19 protein-coding genes are annotated in these 21,639 nt (G+C 74.5%); 14 read left to right on the top strand and 5 right to left on the bottom strand.

Annotation, left to right across the window (positions count from 1 at the left end):
- Positions 1-37: 37 nt before the first annotated feature.
- A complete protein-coding gene (locus tag ACFVXN_RS17200) occupies positions 38-409 on the bottom strand; it encodes a DUF4870 domain-containing protein (protein ID WP_389235279.1) in 372 nt (123 codons plus the stop codon).
- A 162-nt stretch (positions 410-571) separates the two neighbouring features.
- Between ACFVXN_RS17200 and ACFVXN_RS17205 the strand changes: the two genes are divergently transcribed.
- Entirely contained in the window at positions 572-1,429 is an 858-nt protein-coding gene (locus tag ACFVXN_RS17205) for a hypothetical protein (protein WP_389235282.1), read from the top strand.
- A gap of 22 nt (positions 1,430-1,451) precedes the next feature.
- On the opposite strand, the gene ACFVXN_RS17210 is transcribed toward ACFVXN_RS17205, so the two are convergent.
- Complete coding sequence (locus ACFVXN_RS17210) at positions 1,452-2,303, bottom strand: DUF3097 domain-containing protein (RefSeq protein ID WP_389235285.1); 852 nt, start codon at positions 2,301-2,303, stop codon at positions 1,452-1,454.
- 49 nt (positions 2,304-2,352) lie between these two features.
- Here ACFVXN_RS17210 and ACFVXN_RS17215 point away from each other — a divergent pair, with 49 nt between their 5' ends.
- From ACFVXN_RS17215 to ACFVXN_RS17235, 5 genes are all read left to right on the top strand, one after another.
- On the top strand, positions 2,353-3,855 hold the full coding sequence (locus ACFVXN_RS17215; RefSeq protein WP_389235288.1) for an MFS transporter: 1,503 nt from the start codon (positions 2,353-2,355) through the stop codon (positions 3,853-3,855).
- Between the two features lie 82 nt (positions 3,856-3,937).
- Positions 3,938-4,972: a heat-inducible transcriptional repressor HrcA gene (hrcA, locus tag ACFVXN_RS17220; RefSeq protein ID WP_389235524.1), complete on the top strand. Its 1,035-nt coding sequence runs from the start codon at positions 3,938-3,940 to the stop codon at positions 4,970-4,972.
- 89 nt (positions 4,973-5,061) lie between these two features.
- Positions 5,062-6,192: a molecular chaperone DnaJ gene (gene dnaJ, locus ACFVXN_RS17225; protein ID WP_389235291.1), complete on the top strand. Its 1,131-nt coding sequence runs from the start codon at positions 5,062-5,064 to the stop codon at positions 6,190-6,192.
- Positions 6,193-6,195: 3 nt separating this feature from the next.
- On the top strand, positions 6,196-6,963 hold the full coding sequence (locus ACFVXN_RS17230; protein ID WP_389235294.1) for a 16S rRNA (uracil(1498)-N(3))-methyltransferase: 768 nt from the start codon (positions 6,196-6,198) through the stop codon (positions 6,961-6,963).
- A 178-nt stretch (positions 6,964-7,141) separates the two neighbouring features.
- Entirely contained in the window at positions 7,142-9,760 is a 2,619-nt protein-coding gene (locus tag ACFVXN_RS17235) for a sodium-translocating pyrophosphatase (protein ID WP_389235297.1), read from the top strand.
- A 68-nt stretch (positions 9,761-9,828) separates the two neighbouring features.
- On the opposite strand, the gene pgi is transcribed toward ACFVXN_RS17235, so the two are convergent.
- Entirely contained in the window at positions 9,829-11,514 is a 1,686-nt protein-coding gene (gene pgi / locus ACFVXN_RS17240) for a glucose-6-phosphate isomerase (RefSeq protein WP_389235300.1), read from the bottom strand.
- 122 nt (positions 11,515-11,636) lie between these two features.
- Between pgi and ACFVXN_RS17245 the strand changes: the two genes are divergently transcribed.
- Positions 11,637-12,581: a PfkB family carbohydrate kinase gene (locus tag ACFVXN_RS17245; RefSeq protein ID WP_389235303.1), complete on the top strand. Its 945-nt coding sequence runs from the start codon at positions 11,637-11,639 to the stop codon at positions 12,579-12,581.
- 93 nt (positions 12,582-12,674) lie between these two features.
- Here ACFVXN_RS17245 and ACFVXN_RS17250 read toward each other — a convergent pair whose 3' ends face one another.
- Both ACFVXN_RS17250 and ACFVXN_RS17255 read right to left on the bottom strand, forming a co-directional pair.
- Positions 12,675-12,869: a hypothetical protein gene (locus tag ACFVXN_RS17250; RefSeq protein ID WP_389235305.1), complete on the bottom strand. Its 195-nt coding sequence runs from the start codon at positions 12,867-12,869 to the stop codon at positions 12,675-12,677.
- 163 nt (positions 12,870-13,032) lie between these two features.
- Positions 13,033-14,067 (bottom strand): LLM class flavin-dependent oxidoreductase, encoded by a 1,035-nt coding sequence (locus ACFVXN_RS17255; protein WP_389235308.1) that lies wholly within the window; start codon positions 14,065-14,067, stop codon positions 13,033-13,035.
- Between the two features lie 131 nt (positions 14,068-14,198).
- Here ACFVXN_RS17255 and ACFVXN_RS17260 point away from each other — a divergent pair, with 131 nt between their 5' ends.
- From ACFVXN_RS17260 to ACFVXN_RS17290, 7 genes are all read left to right on the top strand, one after another.
- A complete protein-coding gene (locus ACFVXN_RS17260; protein WP_389235311.1) occupies positions 14,199-15,380 on the top strand; it encodes an ROK family protein in 1,182 nt (393 codons plus the stop codon).
- A 104-nt stretch (positions 15,381-15,484) separates the two neighbouring features.
- On the top strand, positions 15,485-16,780 hold the full coding sequence (locus ACFVXN_RS17265; RefSeq protein WP_389235314.1) for an extracellular solute-binding protein: 1,296 nt from the start codon (positions 15,485-15,487) through the stop codon (positions 16,778-16,780).
- A 71-nt stretch (positions 16,781-16,851) separates the two neighbouring features.
- Positions 16,852-17,796 (top strand): carbohydrate ABC transporter permease, encoded by a 945-nt coding sequence (locus tag ACFVXN_RS17270; protein WP_389235317.1) that lies wholly within the window; start codon positions 16,852-16,854, stop codon positions 17,794-17,796.
- A 68-nt stretch (positions 17,797-17,864) separates the two neighbouring features.
- Complete coding sequence (locus tag ACFVXN_RS17275) at positions 17,865-18,737, top strand: carbohydrate ABC transporter permease (RefSeq protein ID WP_389235527.1); 873 nt, start codon at positions 17,865-17,867, stop codon at positions 18,735-18,737.
- A gap of 1 nt (position 18,738) precedes the next feature.
- On the top strand, positions 18,739-19,722 hold the full coding sequence (locus tag ACFVXN_RS17280) for an ROK family protein (RefSeq protein ID WP_389235320.1): 984 nt from the start codon (positions 18,739-18,741) through the stop codon (positions 19,720-19,722).
- Positions 19,722-20,516, top strand: coding sequence for a glucosamine-6-phosphate deaminase (nagB, locus tag ACFVXN_RS17285; RefSeq protein WP_389235323.1), 795 nt, complete (start codon positions 19,722-19,724; stop codon positions 20,514-20,516). Before ACFVXN_RS17280 ends, nagB begins: the two co-directional genes overlap by 1 nt.
- 150 nt (positions 20,517-20,666) lie before the next feature.
- A complete protein-coding gene (locus ACFVXN_RS17290) occupies positions 20,667-21,611 on the top strand; it encodes a hypothetical protein (RefSeq protein ID WP_389235326.1) in 945 nt (314 codons plus the stop codon).
- The last annotated feature ends 28 nt before the right edge of the window (positions 21,612-21,639 follow it).

The raw sequence follows: 21,639 nt of genomic DNA on the forward strand, positions 1-21,639 counted from the left end.
GGGCAGCACGTCCCCCTCGTCCGGGGTCAGGCTCGGGTCACTTCACCAGACGCAGGGTGACCGGGTACCGGTACCACTCGCCCTTGTTCACGGCGACGGCGGCGAGGATCGCGAACACGATGCCGGCGCCCCACACCACGAACAGCAGCGGCGACGCGAAGCCGAAGGTGACCGCGGTGAGGATCGACGCCGCGACGTAGGCGATCGTCAGGGCGATCTGGAAGTTCAGGGCCTCCTTGGCCTGGTCCTCCAGGAACTGGCCGCGGCCCTTGAACACGAGCCAGACGACCAGGCTGGGGACGAACCCGAACAGGATGCCGCCCAGGTGGGACAGCAGCGCCCAGGTGCGCTCCTCGTCGGGTCGCAGCGGGGGCTGACCGGCGACGGGAGGCTGCGGGGGGTAGGACATGGGTCTCCTCGGGCGTGTCGTGACTACGGCGGACGAAGCGTAGCGGCACGACCGGGTCTTTTGTCCCCTTTTCCACCGGGCGAGCGGTCCTTGACACGCGGACGGCCGTCCCGGTTCGCTGGCCGGACGGGCGATGGTCGTCCGCACCCAGGAGGCCCCGCGATGACCGAGAACCACGGCAACCCGCCGCGCGACGAGGAGCCGGTCCCGCCCGCCGGCGCCACGCCGCCGCCCTCCGGTGCCTACCCGCCCCCCGCCGGCGCGTACCCCCCGCCCGGCGCCTACCCGCCCCCGTCCGGCTACGGCCCGCCGCCCGGCGCCCCGGGGTCCGCCCAGCCCGGCGGTGCCTCCACCGGCGTCGGTGACGCGTTCACCTGGGCCTGGGCGAAGTTCACGCAGAACGCCGTGGCGATCGTGCTCGGCGTGCTGGCGTACGCCGCGGTCGTCGTCGTGGTCACCGTCATCGCGTTCTCGGTGCTGGTCGGCGGTGCGGTCGCGAGCACCGACGAGTACGGCAACATCAGCAACGGGGCGGGGGCCGCGCTGACGTTCGGGTACCTGCTCACGCTCGCGATCCTCGTGCTGCTGACGACGTTCCTGCAGGCCGGCGTCATCCGGGCGTCGCTCGCGGTCGCGGACGGGCAGCGGATCACCGTCGGGACGTTCTTCCGGTTCGAGCGGCTCGGCCCCGTGGTGCTGACGGTGCTGCTCGTCGGCGTGGGCACCGGGATCGGCTCGCTGCTGTTCGTCGTCCCGGGCCTGGTGTTCGCGTTCCTCGCGCAGTTCGCCCTGTTCTTCGTCCTGGACCGCGGGCTGTCCCCGGTCGACTCGATCAAGGCGAGCTTCCGGCTGGTGACCCAGCACTTCCAGGTGGTGCTCCTGCTGTTCCTCGGGGTCTACGCGGCGAACCTCGTCGGCAACGCCCTGTGCGGCATCGGGTACCTGGTGTCCGCGCCGGTCGGCCTGCTCGCGACCACCTACGTGTACCGCCGCCTCCAGCAGGAGCCGGTCGCGCCGTGACGCGTCGTCACCGCCCCCGCGGTCAGGGGGCGGTGACGAAGTCGATCAGCTCCTCGACCCGGCCGAGCAGCGACGGCTCCAGGTCGGCGTAGCTCCGGACGCTGCGTAGGATCCGCTGCCAGGCGCGCGCCACGTCGGCCTGCTCGTCCGCGGGCCAGCCGAGCTCGCGCAGGATGCCGCGCTTCCACTCGGTGCCGCGCTCGATGGTCGGCCAGGTGGTCAGCCCGATCCGCTCGGGCCGCACGGCCTGCCACACGTCGACGTAGGGGTGGCCGAGCACCAGCACGGTGTCGCGGGGGACGCCGCGCAGCGCCTCGTCGGCGATCCGCTGCTCCTTGGACCCGGGCACCAGGTGGTCGACCAGCACGCCGACCCGCCGGCCCCGCTCGGGCCGGAACTCGTGCAGGGCGTCGACCAGGTTGTCGACGCCGTCCAGCAGCTCGACGACGACCCCCTCGGCGCGCAGGTCGTCGCCCCAGACCTTCTCGACCAGCTCGGCGTCGTGCTTGCCCTCGACCCAGATGCGGCTGCCGCGGGCGACGCGGGCGCGCTGGTCGGGGGCGGCGAGCGACCCGGACGCGGTCCGCTTCGGGCCGGTGGGCGCGGCGGCCTTCGGGGCGGTGAGCTCGACGGGCTTGCCGTCGACCCAGAACCCCGGCCCGAGCCGGAACGTGCGGGTCTTCCCGCGCCGGTCCTCGAGGACGACGACGTGCTCGCCGCCGGACTTCTCGACGCGGACGACGGCCCCGACCCAGCCGGTGGTGACCTCCTCGACGACGAGCCCGCGGTCCGCGGCCACCGGCTGGGAGGTGGGGCGGCGGTGCGTCCGGGCGGAGGCGGCGGACAGGACGTCGGGTCCGTAGCGGTCGGTCACCCGCGGCAGCCTAGGTGCCGGTGCGGCGCGGGCGTGGTACGACACGTCGGTGACATCCACCCCCGCCGGGCAGCCGGCCACCGACCAGCCCGCTCCCGACCCGCACCGCTGGCGCGCCCTCGGGGTCTGCCTGGCGATCGGCTTCATCACGATGCTCGACGTCTCCATCGTGAACGTCGCGCTGCCGTCCATCGAGCGCAGCCTCGACGCCGGCGCCAGCCAGCTCCAGCTGATCGTCGCGGGGTACACGCTCGCGTTCGGCCTGGTGCTGGTGCCCGCGGGCCGGCTCGGCGACGCCCGGGGCCGGCGCGGGATCTTCCTGGTCGGCCTGTCCGGGTTCGCCCTGACCAGCCTCGGCGCGGGCCTCGCGCAGACCGACGAGGTGCTGGCGGTGATGCGGCTGCTCCAGGGCGTCAGCGCCGGCCTGCTGAACCCGCAGGTGGTCGGGACGATCCAGCAGCTGTTCTCCGGGTACGAGCGCGGCAAGGCGTTCGGCTACTTCGGGGCGACCATCGGGGTGTCGACGGCGATCGGCCCGGCGCTGGGCGGCCTCATCATCCAGGTGGCCGGCGCGGAGCACGGCTGGCGGTGGGTGTTCTTCGTGAACGTGCCGGTGATCGCCGTGGTGCTGCCGCTCGCGGTGAAGTTCCTGCCGCGCCGGGCCGCCGGGGCGATGTCGGGGATCGTCGGGCCGAGCGGTCGGCCGCGGCTCGACGTGCCGGGGCTGGTGCTCGTCGCGCTGACCACGGCCGCGGTGATGGTGCCGTTCGTCACCACGACCGGGGCGGGCGGAGACGACCCGACCCGGTGGTGGTGGCTCGCGGTGGCCGCGGTCCTCGCCGTCGCGACGGTGCTGTGGGAGCGGGCGTACCAGCGGCGCACCGGCGCGGCGGTGCTCGACCCGCGGGTGCTGCGCGAGCCCGCGTTCCGCAACGGCGCCCTGCTGGGCATGGCGTACTTCGCGGGGTTCACCGCGGTGTTCCTCGTGGTGACGCTGTACCTGCAGCAGATCGCCGGGTACACGCCGCTGCAGGCCGGGCTGGTCGGGATGCCGTTCGCCATCGCGTCGGCGGTCGCGGCGCAGCAGTCCGGCCGGCTGGTCGCCGAGCGCGGGCGGGGCGTCGTGGTCGTCGGCCTGGTGCTGGTGCTGCTCGGCCTGATCGGCTCGGACCTGGTGATCCGGCTGGTCGACCCGCCCGCGGTGGCGTTCGCGCTCGCGGCGACCCAGATGGTCGCCGGGGCCGGCAGCGGGCTCGTCATCGCGCCGAACCAGACGCTCACGCTCGCCCGGGTGCCGGTCGACCGGGCCGGAGTCGCCGGGAGCATGCTCCAGGTCGGGCAGCGGGTCGGGTCGGCGCTCGGCGTCGCGGTCGCGCTGTCCACCTACTACGCCGCGCTGGCCGCGGGCGTCGAGGGCGGGGTGGCCGCCGGGCGCGCCCTGCTGCTGACGGTCGCGCTGGTGGCGGTCGCGCTCGTCGTGGGCGTCGTGGACCTCCGGGCGCGGCACCGGGACGTGACGCACGACGCCGTGCCCGCGGCCGGGCAGGGCTGAGCACCCGCCCGCGCGGACGCGTAGAATTGGCACTCGTGCCGGGCGAGTGCTACCGGTGTCGTGCGAGGCTGGGGAGGTGACCGTGAGCGAGGACCGCAGGCTGGACGTGCTGCGCGCCATCGTCGAGGACTACGTCGCCACGCGGGAGCCCGTGGGCTCCCGGGCGCTGGTGGAGCGGCACTCCCTCGGGGTGTCGCCCGCGACCATCCGCAACGACATGGCCGCGCTCGAGGAGTCCGGCTACATCGTGCAGCCGCACACCTCCGCGGGCCGGGTGCCGACGGACAAGGGCTACCGGCTGTTCGTCGACCGGCTCGCGACCGTCAAGCCCCTGTCCGCCCCCGAGCGCCGCGCCATCGAGACGTTCATGGAGGACGCGGTCGACCTGGACGACGTGGTCGACCGCTCCGTGCGGCTCATCGCGCAGCTCACCCACCAGGTCGCCGTCGTGCAGTACCCGTCGCTGCGCCGCACCGCGCTGCGGCACGTGGAGCTCGTCCCCGTCGGTGCGCAGCACCTGCTCGTGGTCATCATCACCGACCACGGGCGCGTCGAGCAGCGCACCCTCGAGCTCGCGACCCCGCTGGACCTCGAGGTGGTCGCCCGGCTGCGGACGCGCCTGAACGTCGCGGCGGCCGGCCGGCGGCTCGCCGAGCTCGGCACCGCGCTGCGCGACCTCGCGGACGACTTCCCGCCCGCCGAGGGCGCGCTGGTGCACGCCGTCGTCGGCGTCGTCGAGGACACGCTGGCCCGGGAGAGCGAGGAGCGCGTCGTGCTCGCGGGCACCGCGAACCTGGTGCGCGGCGGCGGTCCCGAGTTCGCGCGGCACGTCAGCCCCGTGCTCGAGGCGCTGGAGGAGCAGGTCGTCCTGCTCCGGCTGCTGACCGAGATGGCGGAGGACGAGGCGACGGTCTCGGTCCGCATCGGGCGCGAGACCCAGCACGAGGGCCTGGTGGAGACGAGCTTCGTCACCACCGGCTACGGCGGGGACGAGGGCGGCGCGGGCACGGCGGTCGCCCGGATCGGGTCCGTCGGCCCGCTGCGGATGGACTACCCCGGGACGATCGCGACGGTCCGCGCCGTCGCCCGGTACCTGTCCCGGATCCTCGCCGGGTGAGCGCCCGGCCCCTCGCCGCGCCCGTGGCGCCGGCACCCCCGATGACCCGCGTCGACGCGCGCGACCGACCCGTACAGGAAGTGTGACGAGTGAGCGACTACTACGAGGTCCTCGGCGTGGACCGCGAGGCCACGCCCGAGCAGATCAAGAAGGCGTACCGCCGGCTGGCCCGCGAGCTGCACCCGGACGTCGCGGGCGCCGAGGCGGGCTCGGAGGACAGGTTCAAGGACGTGTCCCGCGCGTACGAGGTGCTGTCCAACCCCGAGAAGCGCCGGATGTACGACATGGGCGCCGACCCGTCGTCGCCGAACGGCGGCGGGATGGGCGGTGGCTTCGGCTTCCAGGACATCTTCGAGACGTTCTTCGGCGCCGCGGCCGGCGCGGGCGCCCAGCGCGGCCCGATCCCGCGCGCCCGGCGCGGCCAGGACGCCCTGGTCCGGCTCGACATCGACCTGGCGGAGGCGACCTTCGGCACGCACCGCGAGGTCCCCGTCGAGACCGCCGTGGTCTGCCCGACCTGCGACGGCTCCTGCTGCCGCCCCGGCACGTCGCCCCGCACCTGCGACGTCTGCGGCGGGCGCGGCTCCGTGCAGCGCGTCGCCCGGTCGTTCCTCGGCCAGGTCATGACGTCCCAGCCCTGCGCGGCGTGCCACGGGTTCGGCACCGTCATCCCCGAGCCCTGCACCGAGTGCGCCGGCGAGGGCCGCGTCCGCTCGCGCCGCGTGCTCGAGGTCGACGTCCCCGCGGGCGTGGACACCGGCACCCGGATCAAGCTCACCGCGCAGGGCGAGGTCGGCCCCGCCGGCGGCCCCGCGGGCGACATCTACCTCGAGGTCCGGGAGCGCAAGCACGACACGTTCCTGCGCGAGGGCGACGACCTGCACTGCACGCTGCACGTCCCGATGACGGCCGCCGCGCTCGGCACGGTGCTGACGCTGGACACCCTCGACGGCCCGCAGGAGGTCGACCTGCGCCCCGGCACCCAGCCGGCCCAGGTCGTCACGCTGCGGGGCCTCGGCGTCGGGCACCTGCACGCGGGCGGCCGCGGCGACCTGCACGTGCACGTCGACGTCCAGGTGCCCACGGGGCTGGACGAGCAGCAGGTCGACCTGCTGCGCCAGCTGGCCGTGCTGCGCGACGAGGAGCGCCCCGACGCGCGCCTGTCGGCATCGGGCGGCGGCGTCTTCGCGAAGCTGCGCGACAAGCTCGCCGGGCGCTGACGCGTGACGGCACCGGTGTTCCTGGCCGAGCCGGGCGCCCTCGACGGGCTCGCGGCCGGCGGGACCTACCTGCTGGACGGCACCGAGGGCCGGCACGCGGGCGTCGTCCAGCGGCGCGCCCCGGGGGAGCGGGTCGACGTCGTGGACTGCGCCGGCACCCGGCTGGTCGGCGAGGTCGAGCACGTGGCGCCCGAGGGCGTGCACCTGCGGGTGCGCGAGGTCGTCGTCGAGCCCGCGAGCACCCCGCGGCTGCTGCTGGTCCAGGCGCTCGCCAAGGGCGACCGGGACGAGATGGCGATCGAGGCGGGCACCGAGGTCGGCGCGGACGGCGTCGTGCCCTGGCAGGCGGAGCGGTCGATCGTCGTGTGGCGCGGCGACCGGGCCGCGAAGAGCCGCGCCCGTTGGCTCGCGACCGTGCGCACCGCCGCGAAGCAGGCCCGTCGGGCGCACGTGCCCGAGGTCGAGCTGTCGGTCGACACCACCGCGCTCGCGCGCCGCACCCGCGAGGTCGTCGCGGCCGGGGGCGCGGTGCTGGTGCTGCACGAGGAGGCGACGGTGCCGCTCGCGGAGGCGGCCGTCCCCACCGAGGGGACCGCCGCCGAGGTGCTGGTGGTCGTCGGACCCGAGGGCGGCATCTCCGCGAAGGAGGTCGACGCGCTGGTCGAGGCCGGCGCCGTCACGGTGCGGCTCGGCCCGCACGTGCTGCGGACGTCGACGGCGGGGCCGGTCGCGGTCGCGCTGCTCGCGCAGCGGCTCGGGCGCTGGTCCTGACCGCCGCCGGGCCGTTCGTCCCGGCGCCTCGCCCCGACCCCCGGGGATCGGTGCCGCCGCGCGCCCGGGCGGGCCGTGGCCGGGACCGACGTCCCGGGCCGTAGGTCACCCCCGGCCCGGCGCGTGCGGTCCTAGCGTCGAGAGTGGCAGCGAAGGCGCTCTCACCAGGGAACCCACCGTGAACGACGACGTCCGGACCGGAACCACCTCCTCCTCGACCCGCGGCGCGGTGCGTCCGCCGGGGGCCGTCGGCCGTCGACGGCGGGTCGGTGCGGCCGCCGCCGCGGCCCTGCTCCCGGCCCTCGCGGGGTGCGCCTCGGCCTCCGCCTCCGCCGGCGACGCGGGCGCGCACGGCGGCGAGGCCGCGCTGGTGCTCCCCGACCTCGGCGCCGTGACCGTGCTCGGCGGCGTGCCGGGCCGGCTGCTGCTCGGCATCGGGATGCTCGTGTGCGTGCTCGGCCTGGGCTTCGGGGTCGTGACCGCCGCGCGGCTCCGGCGCCTGCCCGTGCACCGGTCGATGCGCGAGGTCTCCGAGCTGATCTACGCCACGTGCCGGACCTACCTCGTCCAGCAGGGCCGGTTCCTGCTGCTGCTCTGGGTGTTCATCGCCGCGGTGATCGTCGTGTACTACCGGGTGCTCGTCGGGTTCGGCTGGGGCCGGGTCGCGACGATCATCGGGTTCAGCCTGCTCGGCATGGCCGGCTCGTACGCCGTCGCGTGGTTCGGCATCCGGGTCAACACGTTCGCGAACTCCCGCACGGCGTTCGCGTCGCTGCGCGGCCGGCCGCTGCCCGTGCACCGGATCCCGCTGCAGTCCGGGATGTCGATCGGCATGGTGCTCATCAGCCTCGAGCTGCTGCTCATGCTCGTCATCCTCCTGCTGCTGCCCGCCGACGTGGCGGGTGCGTGCTTCATCGGGTTCGCGGTGGGCGAGTCGCTGGGCGCGTCGGCGCTGCGGATCGCCGGCGGCATCTTCACCAAGATCGCGGACATCGGGTCGGACCTGATGAAGATCGTGTTCAAGATCAAGGAGGACGACGCCCGCAACCCCGGCGTCATCGCGGACTGCACGGGCGACAACGCCGGCGACTCCGTGGGGCCGAGCGCCGACGGGTTCGAGACCTACGGGGTCACCGGGGTCGCGCTGGTCACGTTCGTGCTGCTGGCCGTCGACGACCCCCTGACCCAGGCCACGCTGCTGGTCTGGCTGTTCGTGCTGCGGGCGGTCATGGTCATCGCGTCCGGGGTGTCGTACGTCGCGAACGACGCGTGGACCCGCGCCCGGTACGCCGCCGCCGACCGGATGGACTTCGAGCGGCCGCTCACGACGCTGGTGTGGCTGACGTCGCTGGTCAGCATCGGGTTCACCTACCTCACGACCTGGGCTGTCCTCGGCCGGCTGGACCCGGCCGGCGGGCTGTGGTGGAAGGTCGCGTCGATCGTCAGCTGCGGCACCCTGGCGGGCGCGGTGATCCCCGAGGTGGTCAAGGTGTTCACCTCGACGAGCAGCCGGCACGTCCGGGAGGTCGTCGCGTCCTCGCGCGAGGGCGGCGCCTCGCTCAACATCCTGTCCGGGCTGGTCGCGGGGAACTTCTCCGCGTACTGGCTCGGGATGACCGTCGTCGGCCTGATGGGCGGCGCGTACCTCATCTCCGAGCAGGGGCTCGACCAGGTGATGCTCGCGCCCGCGGTGTTCGCGTTCGGGCTGGTGGCGTTCGGGTTCCTCGGCATGGGACCGGTGACGATCGCGGTCGACTCCTACGGGCCCGTCACGGACAACGCCCAGAGCGTGTACGAGCTGTCGCTGCTCGAGCAGGAGCCCGGCGCCGCGGACGAGCTCCGTCGCGAGCACGGCGTCGACCCGCAGTGGGAGCCCGCCAAGCGGATGCTCGAGGAGAACGACGGCGCGGGCAACACGTTCAAGGCCACCGCCAAGCCGGTGCTGATCGGCACCGCGGTCGTCGGGGCCACCACGATGATCTTCTCGATCATCATGAGCCTCACCGACGGCCTGACGACCGGGCTGGCGAACCTGTCCCTGCTGCACCCGCCGTTCCTGCTCGGCCTGGTCACCGGCGGTGCGGTCGTCTACTGGTTCACCGGCGCGTCGATCCAGGCGGTCACCACGGGCGCGTACCGCGCGGTGGAGTTCATCCGGGGCACGATCCGCCTGGACGGGAGCACGCGCGCGAGCGAGGCCGACTCCCGGCGGGTCGTGGAGATCTGCACGCAGTACGCCCAGCGCGGGATGCTGACGATCTTCCTGGCGATCTTCTTCGCGACGCTGGCGTTCGCGTTCGTGGAGCCGTTCTTCTTCATCGGCTACCTGGTCTCGATCGCCGTCGTCGGGCTGTACCAGGCGATCTTCATGGCGAACGCCGGCGGGGCCTGGGACAACGCCAAGAAGATCGTCGAGGTCGACCTCGCCGCGAAGGGCACGCCGCTGCACGACGCCACGATCGTCGGCGACACCGTGGGCGACCCGTACAAGGACACCTCGTCGGTCGCGCTGAACCCGGTCATCAAGTTCACGACGCTGTTCGGGCTGCTGGCCGTCGAGCTGGCCGTCAGCCTCACCGCGCAGGGCCACGGGACGCTGGTGCACGTGCTCGCGGCGGTGTTCTTCGTGGTGTCCGCGGCGTTCGTGCACCGGTCGTTCGCCGGCATGCGGATCGGGTCGGGGGTGCCGGTCGCGGCACCCGACCCGGACGGCCCGGACGACTCGGCCGTCCCGCACCCGGCGAGCGGCGACCACGACGCGCTCGACGACGAGGTCCCGGTGGGCGCCGGGAGCTGACGCCGCCGACGGCGACGGGCCCCGGACGACGCGTGGTCGTCCGGGGCCCGTCGTCGGTGCCAGGGCGCTCAGGCCTCGGTGCGCAGCTCCAGGTACCGGGCGATCAGCGACCGCGTCGACGGGTCCTGCCCGGCGAGCGCGTCGGTGTCGCCCTCGACCGCCGGGGCGATCTCGAGCGCGAGCTTCTTGCCGAGCTCCACGCCCCACTGGTCGAACGAGTCGATGCCCCACACGACGCCCTGCACGAACGTGATGTGCTCGTACAGCGCGATGAGCTGGCCCAGCACCGCCGGGGTCAGCGACGGCGCGAGGACGGACGTCGTCGGCCGGTTCCCGGAGAACACGCGGGCCGGGACGATCTCCTCCGCGGTGCCCTCGGCGCGGACCTCCTCGGCGGTCTTGCCGAACGCCAGCGCCTTGGTCTGCGCGAAGAAGTTCGCGAGGAACAGCGCGTGCACGTCGGTGCCGCCGTCCTTGAGCGGGTGCGCCGGGTTGGCGACCGCGATGAAGTCCGCCGGGATCAGCCGGGTGCCCTGGTGGATCAGCTGGTAGAACGCGTGCTGGCCGTTGGTGCCGGGCTCGCCCCAGAACACCTCGCCGGTCTGCGTGGTGACGGGGGTGCCGTCCCAGCGGACCGACTTGCCGTTCGACTCCATCGTCAGCTGCTGCAGGTACGCAGGGAACCGGTGCAGGTACTGCGCGTAGGGCAGGACGGCGTGCGTGTGCGCGTCCATGAAGTTGACGTACCAGACGTTCAGCAGGCCCATCAGCACCGGCACGTTCTGCTCGAACGGCGTGGTGCGGACGTGCTCGTCGACGGTGTGGAAGCCCTCGAGCAGCTCGCCGAACGCGTCCGGGCCGATCGCGATCGCCAGCGAGGTGCCGATCGCGGAGTCCACCGAGTAGCGGCCGCCGACCCAGTCCCAGAACCCGAACGCGTTCTCGGGGTCGATGCCGAACGCCGCGACCTTGTCCAGGGCGGTCGACACGGCGACGAAGTGCTGCGCGACGGCGCCGGTGCGGGCCTCGTCGGTGTCCTCGATCGCGCGCGACGCGATCAGGCCCTGCCACAGCCAGTCGCGGGCGAGCCGCGCGTTGGTCAGGGTCTCCAGCGTGCCGAACGTCTTCGACGCGACGATGAACAGCGTCGTCGCCGGGTCGAGGTCCTTGACCTTCTCCGCCAGGTCGGTCGGGTCGATGTTCGACACGAACCGGACCTCGAGTCCGTCCTGCACGTACGGCTTCAGCGCCTCGTACGCCATCACCGGGCCCAGGTCCGAGCCGCCGATGCCGATGTTCACGACGGTGTCGACGCGCTCGCCGGTCACGCCGGTCCACTCGCCGGAGCGCACCTTCTCCGCGAAGGCGCCGACCTTCGCCAGCACCTCCTGCACGTCCGCGTCGACGTCCTGGCCGTCCACGACGAGCGGCGGCTCGGCGTCCGCGGGCCGGCGCAGCGCGGTGTGCAGGACGGCGCGGTCCTCGGTGACGTTGATGTGCTCACCGGCGAACATCGCGGCCAGGCGGCCCGACAGGTCCACCTCGTCCGCGAGCCGGGTCAGCAGCGCCAGCGTCTCGTCGGTGACGAGGTTCTTGGACAGGTCGACGGTCAGGTCGCCCACCTGCCGGGTCAGGCGCTCGGCGCGCTCCGGGTCGGCGGCGAACCAGCCCCGCAGGTCCGGGGTCAGGTCGGCGCGGTGCGCGGTCAGCGCGGTCCAGGCGGATGTGGTGGTGGCGTCCACGGGAGTGCTCACGGGTGTCCCTCTCGAGATCTCAGGTCTTCCACCGCACACCGTATCCGCGTCCGGTGCGGTCGCGGGCAGGACGTCGGGCCCGGCGGACCCGGACCCGGACCCGGTGGCGGCAGGATGGTCGGGTGCGCCCCCCGATGCTGGTCTGCTGCGGACTCGTGACCCTCGACGTGGTCCAGACGGTCGACGCCGTGCCGGGCCCGGACCAGAAGGTGGTCGCCGACGGCCTGGACGTGCGGTTCGGCGGACCGGCGGCGAACGCCGCGGCCACGGCGGTCGCCCTCGGCGTCCCGACGCGGCTCGTCACGGCCGTCGGCTCCGGGCCGGTCGCGGACCTCGTGCGCGCCGGGCTGCGGGACGCCGGCGTCGAGGTGGTCGACCTGGCCCGCGGGACCGGCGCGACGCCGCCGGTGTCCACGGTGCTGGTGACCCGTGCGACGGGGGAGCGGTCCGTGGTGTCGGTCAACGGCACCGGGACGCCCCACCTCGGCGCGGCGGCCCGGGCGGCGCTCGCGGACGGGGCGCTCGACGGTGCGACGGCGCTGCTCGTCGACGGGCACCACCGGGGCGCGGCCGTGCCGGTCGCGGCCGCCGCGCGGGCCGCGGGTGTCCCCGTCGCGCTGGACGGGGGCTCGTGGAAGCCCGGGCTCGGGGACCTGCTGGCCCACGTGGACCACGCGGTGCTGTCCGCCGACTTCCGGCTGCCGGACGGCGGGGACGACGGGGCGTCGGCCGACGGGCTCGGCGGCGGTGCGGACCTGCTCGCGGACGTGCTCGACCGGTGGCCGGTGGCGTCGGCGGCCCGCTCCGCCGGCGGGGGCCCGCTGCGGTACGTCGAGCGCGGCGGGACCCCGGCGGAGGTCGACGTCGCCCCGGTCCCCGCGCCGGAGGTGGTGGACACCCTCGGCGCCGGCGACGTCCTGCACGGCGCCCTCGCGGCCGCGCTGGCCCGCGGCGAGCCCCTCCCGGCGGCCCTGACCGAGGCGACGCGCGTCGCCACGCTCTCCGTCCGCCACCCCGGCGCCCTCGGCTGGGCCGCGGGCCGGTCCCGCCCCGTCCCGCCCCGGTGAGGTCGAGGGTTCCTGACCCGGAGCCCCGCTGAAACCCTCGACCTCGCGTGAAACCCTCGACCTCGACCTCGACCTCGACCGCCGCCCGGCCGGTCAGGGCTCGCGGCGACGGCGCGCGCGGAGGTGGACCACCCCGGCGATGGTGAACGGGACGGCGAGCAGCGCCGCGGGCGCCAGCACCACGAGCGCGAACGTGGCGAGCGGCGTCGGGGAGAAGAGCGCGGCGACCCCGCCGCCCAGCACCAGGGTGCTGCCCACGGCGACGATCGCCCGCACGGGGTGCCGCATGGCGAGCCTCCTCGTGACGGTGCTCGGCGTCGGTGCCGGGCGTCGGTGCTCCCACGCTGCATCCCGGGCGCTGCACCCCGGACACCACCTACGGCGGTCGAGGTGGTGATCGCCGCCGCGGTGCGTGGTGCGCGTCGCCGATGAGGTGGCGATCGACCGCGGGTCAGGTGGCCAGCGCCGCGCGGACCAGCGGGGCGACGCGGGTGCCCAGGAGCTCGATCGCCCGCAGGCTCTCGCGCTGGGGGACGCCGCTGAGGTCCATCTGGAAGATCTGCCGGTCGTGGCCGAGCACCTCGTGCAGGGCCACGATGCGCTCCGCGACCTCCTCGGGGTGGCCCACGAAGTACGCCCCGCCGCGCGCGGCCTGGGACTCGAAGGCGATGCGGTTCGGGATCGCGAACCCGCGCTCGGCGGCGATCCGGCGCATCGAGTCGAGCCAGTAGGGGAAGAAGAAGTCGCGCGCGCCCTTGGCGTCGTCGGCGACGAACCCCATGCCGGCGACCTCGACGCGGGCGGTCGCGGGGTCGTGGCCCGCCTCGGCGTGCGTGCGCCGGTAGAGCCGCACCAACCCGGCGAAGTCGGCGGGCCGGCCGCCGATGATCGCGTACGAGACGGGCAGCCCGAGGCGGCCGGCGCGCTCGGAGGACGCCGGGTTGCCGCCGGTCGCGACGGCGATCCGCAGGTGGTCGCCGGTGGGGCGGGGCAGGATCTCGGCGGCGTGCAGCGGGCTGCGGAACCGGCCGGACCAGGTGACGGGGTTGCCGCGGTCGATCCGGAGCAGCAGCGCGATCTTCTCCTCGAACAGCGCGTCGTAGTCGTCGAGGGAGGCGCCGAACAGCGGGTACGACTCGATGAACGAGCCCCGCCCGGCCAGCAGCTCGACGCGGCCCCCGGACAGCAGGTCCATCGTCGCGAACTGCTGGTAGACGCGGACCGGGTCCTCGGTGGACAGCACGGTCACCGCGGAGCCGACGCTGATCCGCTCGGTCTGCGCGAGCGCGGCGGCGATGACCGTCGCGGGGGAGGAGATCGCGTAGTCGGGCCGGTGGTGCTCGCCGATGCCGACGTGGTCGAGGCCGACCTCCTCGGCGAGCCGCACCCGCTCCAGGACGTCGCGCAGCCGCTGCGCGGGGGACGTGCGCGCGCCGCTGACCGGGTCGGGGTGGATGTCGCCGAACGTGTACAGACCGAGCTCCATGCCGGTGCAAGCGTCGCTGGTCGGACGCGCATTCCCGGCCTCGTGTCGCCGCGGTGAACGCGCGGTCACGATGTGGTCACGGTCACACGAACCCCTTGACCGGCATTAGTAAGGAAGGTCTACTAACAAACATGACCACGACGACGCGGTCCGGCCCCCTCCGGGGTGCGGGACGCACGCTGCGCCCCACCACCAAGGTGCTCCCCGAGCACGCCCGGGCCCACAACCGCGCGATGGTCCTCCAGCACCTGTTCCACCAGGGCCCGTCGTCGCGGGCGGACCTCGCCCGCAGCACCGGCCTCACCCGCGTCACCGTCTCCGACCTCGTGTCCGTCCTCATCGCCGAGGGCCTGGCCGAGGAGCTGGGCGTCCGGTCCGAGGGACGGGTCGGCAAGCCCGCGACCCTCGTCGGGATGCGCACCGAGGAGTTCCACGTCGTCGCCGTCGACCTCGCCGACGACGCGAGCCTGCGCGGCGCGGTCATGACGCTCACCGGCACCGTCGCCGCGCGGCGCACCGTGTCGCTCGACGGCCGCACGGGGGAGGACGCCGTCGCCGTGCTCGAGGACCTGTGCCGCGAGCTGCTGGCCGCCGCCGACCGGCCCGTGGTCGGCGTCGGCATCGGCTCGCCCGGCGTCATCGACTCCGCCGGCGTCGTCGTCGCCGCCCCCAACCGCGGCTGGTACGACCTCCCGCTCGCCGCCCGGCTCACCGAGCGGCTCGGCGTGCCCGTGCACGTCGCCAACGACGCCAACACCCACGCGCTCGGCGAGTACACCTACGGCGGCGCGACCGGCTCCGGGCTCATGGTCATCACCGTCGGCCAGGGCGTCGGCGCGGGCATCGTCCTGGACGGCGCGCTCGTCCGGGGTCGCGCGCACGCCGCCGGCGAGATCGGTCACGTCACCGTGGTCGACGACCGCGACGTCCGGGCCGGCGACCCGCTGCCGCGCGACTGCGCGTGCGGGCGCACCGGCTGCCTGGAGACCCTGCTGTCGCTGCCCGCCCTGCGCCGCGCCACCGCCGGCCGCACCCCCGAGGAGTCCGACGCGGTCCTCGCGTCGGTCGGACGGAAGCTGGGCCTCGCGCTCGCGCCCGTCGTCAGTGCGCTCAACCTCGCCGAGGTCCTGCTCTCCGGCCCCCCGGAGCTGCTCGACGGACCCCTGCGGGACGCCGCGCTCGCCACCGTCCAGGCCCGGACCATGCCCCTGCTGGGGGAGGACCTGGTGCTGCGGATGGGTGCGCTCGACGAGGACGGGGCGCTCTCGGGCGCCGCGGCCCTCGTGCTGTCCGGTCAGCTCGGGGTCACGTGACGACCCCGAGCCGACCGCCTGCAGTGCTGGTACTCACCACCCCCGGCGACGCCGACCGGCCTCGCCTCGCATCAGGGAGGAACACCAACGTGAAGATCGTACGGATGGCAGCCGCCGGTGTGGCGGCGGCGCTCGCGCTGACCGCCTGCTCGGCAGGCGGCGACGACCCCGCGACCGGCTCGGACGGCACCCCCGAGGGCGCCGAGATCACGCTCTGGCTCAACGGCGCGGACACGCCGGACGAGCTGCGCGAGTACCTCACGACCACGTTCGCCGAGGAGAACCCCGGCTCGACCCTCGTCATCGAGGAGCAGGACTGGGCGGACGTCGTCACCAAGCTCACGACGGCCCTGCCCGACGCGGCGAACACCCCGGACGTCGTCGAGATCGGCAACACCCAGTCGCCGACGTTCACGACGATCGGCGCGTTCCGCGACCTCACGCCCCTGTACGACGAGCTCGGCGGCGACGACCTGCTGCCCTCGTTCGTCGAGGTCGGCCAGGCGGACGGCAAGAACTACGCGCTGCCGTACTACTTCGGCTCGCGCTACATGTTCTACCGCGCCGACCTCTGGTCCGCGGCCGGGCTGGAGAAGCCGACGACCCTCGCCGAGTTCCAGGACGCGGCCACCGCGCTGACGTCCGGCACCCAGTCGGGCTTCGCCATCGGCGGCCAGGACTGGCGCAACGGCATCTCCTGGGTGTTCGCCAACGGCGGCGAGCTCGCCACCGAGGACGGCGGCGAGTGGACGTCCACCCTGTCCGACCCGAAGACCATCACCGGGCTCGAGCAGTGGCAGGCCGTCTACCAGGGCTCGTCGAAGGTGCCGGCCACCGAGCGGGACGTCGCCTACTGGGACTTCCTGAACGACGGCACCGACGGCGCCGCACCGGCCGCCGCCACGATCATGGCGCCGGGCTGGGCCCGCTGGTCCATCGGCGACCTCACGACGAACGACGACGGCGAGGAGGTCCGCGACGGCATGGCGGACACCGCCAAGTTCGGCATCTTCGCCCTCCCGGGCGTCGACGGCGGCATCGCCCCGGTGTTCGCCGGCGGCTCGAACATCGCGATCTCGGCGAAGTCCGAGCACCCCGAGCTGTCCGAGAACCTGCTGCGGATCATCTTCTCGCCCGAGTACCAGCAGATGCTCGGCGAGAACGGGCTCGGCCCGGCCAACTCCCAGTACGTCGACTCGCTCGGCGACGACGAGTTCGCCACCACGATGATCGAGACCGCGAAGGCGTCCAAGCTCACCCCGGCCGCGCCCGGCTGGGCGGCGGTCGAGGCCGCGTTCGTCTACGAGGAGCTGTTCCAGGCGATCGCCGAGGGCGGAGACGTGACCGCGCTGGCCGCCGAGTACGACGAGCGCATCACGCCGATGCTCAACGGCCAGTGACGCGACCCGGCCGCGGGGCACCCCGCCCCGCGGCCGGGACCGTCCCGCCCGTCGTCCCTGAGGAGAACCGCATGACCGCGCCCTCCGTGGAGCGCACCGCGCCGCCGCCGGCCGCCCCGGCCGTCCGCCGCCGACGCCCCCGCCTCACCCCGTACCTGCTGCTCGTGCCCGCCGTCGCGGTGCTCGTCGCCGGCCTCGGCTACCCCGTGTTCTGGCAGGTCGTGACGTCGCTGCAGGAGTTCGGGCTCGCCCAGCAGTTCGGCCAGCCGCCGACGTTCGTCGGCCTCGACAACTACGCGCGGATCTTCACCGACGACCGCCTCTGGGCCGTCGTCGCCCGGTCCATCCTGTTCTGCCTGGTCAACGCGTTCGTCACGGTCGGCATCGGGGTGCTGCTCGCACTGCTGATGAAGGCCGTGCACCCCGCGGTCCGCGTCGTGCTGCAGGTGGCGCTGCTGCTGGCCTGGGCGATGCCGATGGTCGCGGCCGTCACGGTGTGGAAGTGGCTGTTCGACTGGCGCACCGGCGTCGTGAACTGGCTGCTCGTCCAGCTCGGGTTCGACCAGTACGCCGGGCACGCGTGGCTCGCCCAGCCGCTGTCGTTCTTCTTCGTCGCGACCGTCATCATCGTGTGGATGTCGGTGCCGTTCGTGGCGCTGTCCGTCTACGCCGCGCTCACCCAGGTGTCCGAGGAGGTGCTGGAGGCCGCCCGCATCGACGGCGCCGGCCCGGTCCGGATCCTGCGGAGCATCACGCTGCCGCTGATCCGCCCCGTGCTGTCCATCGTGCTGCTGCTGCAGATCATCTGGGACCTGCGGGTGTTCGCCCAGATCCGGCTGCTCCAGGACAGCGGCGCGCCCGTGAGCGAGACCAACCTGCTGGGCAACTTCATCTTCGAGCTCGGCATCGGCCGGCAGGACTTCGCCGGCGCCGCCGCGGTGTCGATCTTCGTCCTCGCGCTGACCGTGCTGCTGAGCTGGCCCTACGTCCGGAACCTGCTGAAGGAGGACGCGTGAGCGCCACCACCTCGTCGCGCGGGCCGCTCGCCGCGCAGCCGGCCCGCGCCGGCACCCCCGCCGGCCCCGTGGCGCCCGCCCCGCGCGGCGCCGCCGGCGGCCGCACCGCCCGCCGGGTCCGGCGCGTGCTGCTCGGCGTGCTCGCGGTCGGCGTCGCTGTCGTCTGGGCGTTCCCCGTCTACTGGATGGTGCTGTCCTCGCTGCTGCCCGCCGCCCGGCTCCGCTCGGCCACGCCCACGTTCCTGCCCACGGGCGCGACGCTCGGCAACTACCGGTCGGTGCTCGACGGGTCGGGATTCACCGGGGCGCTGCAGATGAGCCTCGCGATCACCGCCGTGACGGTCGTCGCCGTGCTGGCGTTCGCGTTCCTCGGGGCGCTCGCGATCAGCCGGTTCCGGTTCCGCGGGCGGCTGACGTTCGTCGTCGCGGTGCTGTTCGTGCAGATGCTGCCCGCCGAGGGCCTGTTCATCGCCCAGTACAAGATGCTGTCGTCGGTCAACCTGCTCAACAGCGTCGTCGGGGTCTCGATCCTCTACACCGCGGCCGTGGTGCCGTTCACGATCTGGATGCTGCGGGGCTTCGTCGCCGGTGTGCCGATCGAGCTCGAGGAGGCCGCGATGGTCGACGGGCTCAGCCGGACCAAGGCGTTCCTGCGCATCACGTTCCCGCTGCTCGCCCCCGGCCTGGTCGCCTCCGGCGTGTACGCGTTCCTGCAGGCGTGGAACGAGTTCACCGTCGCGCTCATCGCCCTGCAGTCCGAGTCCTCGCGCACCCTGCCGCTGTGGCTGCGCTCGTTCCTCGCGTCGTCCGCGAACCGCGGTGTCGACTGGGGCGAGGTGATGGCCGCGTCCACGCTGATCGCCGTCCCCGTGATCGTGTTCTTCCTGCTCGTGCAGGGCAGGATGACGTCGGGACTGGTGTCCGGAGCGGTGAAGGGCTGACGTGGACGAGCTGATGACCTGGCCGCGCTCCGGCGCGCACCCGGGGACCGACGACGCGCGGCCGTCCGCGGGCTGGTCCGTCGGGCTGGACGTCGGCGGGACCAAGACGCTCGGCGTGCTGGTCGCGCCGGACGGCACGGCCGGACCGGGGCTGCGGCTGCCGACGCCGCGCGGCGCCGAGGGGGTCGCCGCCGTCGCCGCCGAGGCGGTGCGCCGGCTGCTCGCCGACGCGGGCCTGGTGCCGGACGACCTGGTCGGCGTCGGGCTCGGGCTGCCGGGCATCGTCGACCCCGTCGCGGGCCGCGTCGAGCACGCCGTCAACCTCGGCATCGACGCCGGCGTGCCGCTCGCGGACGTGGTGTCCCGCGCCGTCGGCGGCGTGCCCGTCGTCCTCGAGAACGACCTCAACGCCGCCGCCCTCGGTGCCGCGCACCTGCTGCCCGGCACCCCGGACCTCGCGTTCCTCGCCCTCGGCACCGGGCTGGCCGCGGGGCTGGTGCTCGACGGCCGGCTGCGCCGCGGGGCCGGGGGAGCGGCGGGGGAGATCGGCCACCTCGTGCACGTGCCCGGCGGGCTGCCCTGCCCCTGCGGGCAGCGCGGGTGCCTCGAGCAGTACGCCTCCGGCGGCGCCCTGTCCGCCGCGTGGCCCGGACCGGACGACCGTCCCGCGCCGGTGGCCCTGTTCGCGGCGGCCGAGGCCGGGGATGCTGAGGCGGTGGGGGTGCGCGACCGGTTCGCCGACGCCGTGGCCTCCGCCGTGCGCGTGCTGCTCCTGACCACCGACGTCGCCCACGTGGTGATCGGCGGCGGGGTCCGGGAGCTCGGCGAGCCGCTGCTGGCGGTCGTGCGCGCGTCGTTGGACCGCTCGGCCCGGGACTCGGCGTTCCTGGCCGCGATGCACATGGCGCAGCGGGTCACGCTCGCGCCCGACGGAGTGCCGGTGGGTGCCGTGGGTGCCGCGCTGGCCGGACGGAAGGAGTCCTGATGGAGGTCGTCATCGCACCCGGGCCGGAGCTCGCGCGGCTCGCCGCCGACGCCGTGGAGCGCGCGCTGCGGGCCCGCGCCGCCGAGGGGCGGCACGCGGTCCTCGGGATCGCGACCGGGTCCAGCCCGCTCGCCGTCTACGACGAGCTGGCCCGCCGGCACGCGCAGGAGGGGCTGTCGTTCGCCGGGGTGCGCGCGTTCATGCTCGACGAGTACGTCGGGCTGCCGGTCGAGCACCCCGAGCGGTACCGCAACGTCATCGAGAAGGAGTTCGCGTCCCGGGTCGACATCGCGGCGGCCGACGTGCACGGCCCCGACGGCCTTGCCGAGGACCTGCCCGCGGCCTGCGCGGCGTACGAGGCGGCCATCGCCGACGCCGGCGGCGTGGACGTGCAGCTGCTCGGGGTCGGCACCGACGGCCACATCGCGTTCAACGAGCCCGGCTCGTCGCTCGCGTCCCGCACCCGGATCAAGACCCTCACCCGGCAGACCCGCGAGGACAACGCCCGGTTCTTCGACGGCGACGTCAGCCGCGTCCCGACCCACTGCCTGACCCAGGGCCTGGCGACGGTCATGTCGGCGCGGCACGTCGTGCTGCTCGCGTCCGGCAAGCAGAAGGCGGAGGCGATCCACCACCTCGTCGAGGGCCCGGTCACGGCGATGTGGCCCGGCACGATCCTCCAGCACCACCCGCACGCGACGATCCTGGTCGACGAGGCCGCCGCCAGCCGCCTCCAGCTGGCCGCGTACTACCGCGAGACCTACGCCCTCAAGCCCGCCTGGCAGACCATCTGAGTCAGGTCGCCGGCCGAGGTCGAGGGTTTCACGCGAGGTCGAGGGTTTCAGCCCCCGGATCCGTGCGAAACCCTCGACCTCGGCCGACGCCTGTCCACAGGTGCGGGCGCGGGGGTGGGCTGGGCGGGGGTGGTGGGGGAGAGTGCCCAGATGGTGGTGGAGCCGGGGACAGCCGACGCAGCGGCGCGGGACGTCGCGGAGGGGGCGGCGGTCGTGCTCGCGCGGCGCGCGGGAGCGGCGGTCGTCGCGCGGGGCCGGGCCCGGGGCCAGCTCGAGCGGGTGCGGTGGGGCGCCTACCTGCCGACCGTCCCGTCCCAGGGGCGGGCGCGGGACACCCGGCGTCGTGCGCTGGCCCGCATCGAGGCGGTCCACGCGCAGCTGTCCGTGCCGCACTGGTTCAGCCACGAGTCGGCGGCGCTGCTGTGGGGCTGCGCGACCGTCGGTCTGTCCGAGCAGGTCCACATCACGCAGCCCACCCGGCCGACCGGCGCGCGGCAGGCGCTGGTACGGCACCACGGCGAGCTCCCGGCGGCCCAGCGGGCGCAGGCGCGCGGCTTCCCGGTGACCGCGCTGGAGCGCACGGTCGTCGACTGCGCGGCGACGCTGAGCGCGGACCGCGCGCTGGTCGTCGCGGACTCGGCGCTGCGGCTCGGGGCCGACCGGCTGGCGGTCGCGGACCTGGTGCGCGGTCGCGCCGGCGGCCGGGGCGTCGTCGCAGCCCGTGCCGTCCTCGCGCGGGCCGACGGTCGGTCCGAGTCGCCCGGCGAGACGCTCGTGCGGTACCACCTGCACGACCAGGGCCTGCCGGAGCCCGACCTCCAGGTCGAGGTCCGCACCCGGCTCGGCCGCGCGTTCCTCGACCTCGGCTGGGTGGCGCACCGGGTGGGGGTCGAGTTCGACGGGTTCGTGAAGTACTCCGGGGAGCTCGGCAGCACGGCGCCGGAGGCGGTGTTCGCGGAGAAGCGCCGCCAGGACGCCGTCGAGGACGAGGGCTGGCGTGTGCTCCGCGTCACCTGGGACGACCTCCGCGCCCCGCGCGCGCTGGCCGCCCGCGTCGCCCGCGCCCTCGCGCGCGGCCCGCGATTCCGCCCGTGAGGTCGAGGGTTTCGCGCGAGGTCGAGGG

The sequence above is a fragment of the Cellulomonas sp. NPDC058312 genome, assembly GCF_042880135.1.
Taxonomy (GTDB): Bacteria; Actinomycetota; Actinomycetes; order Actinomycetales; family Cellulomonadaceae; genus Cellulomonas.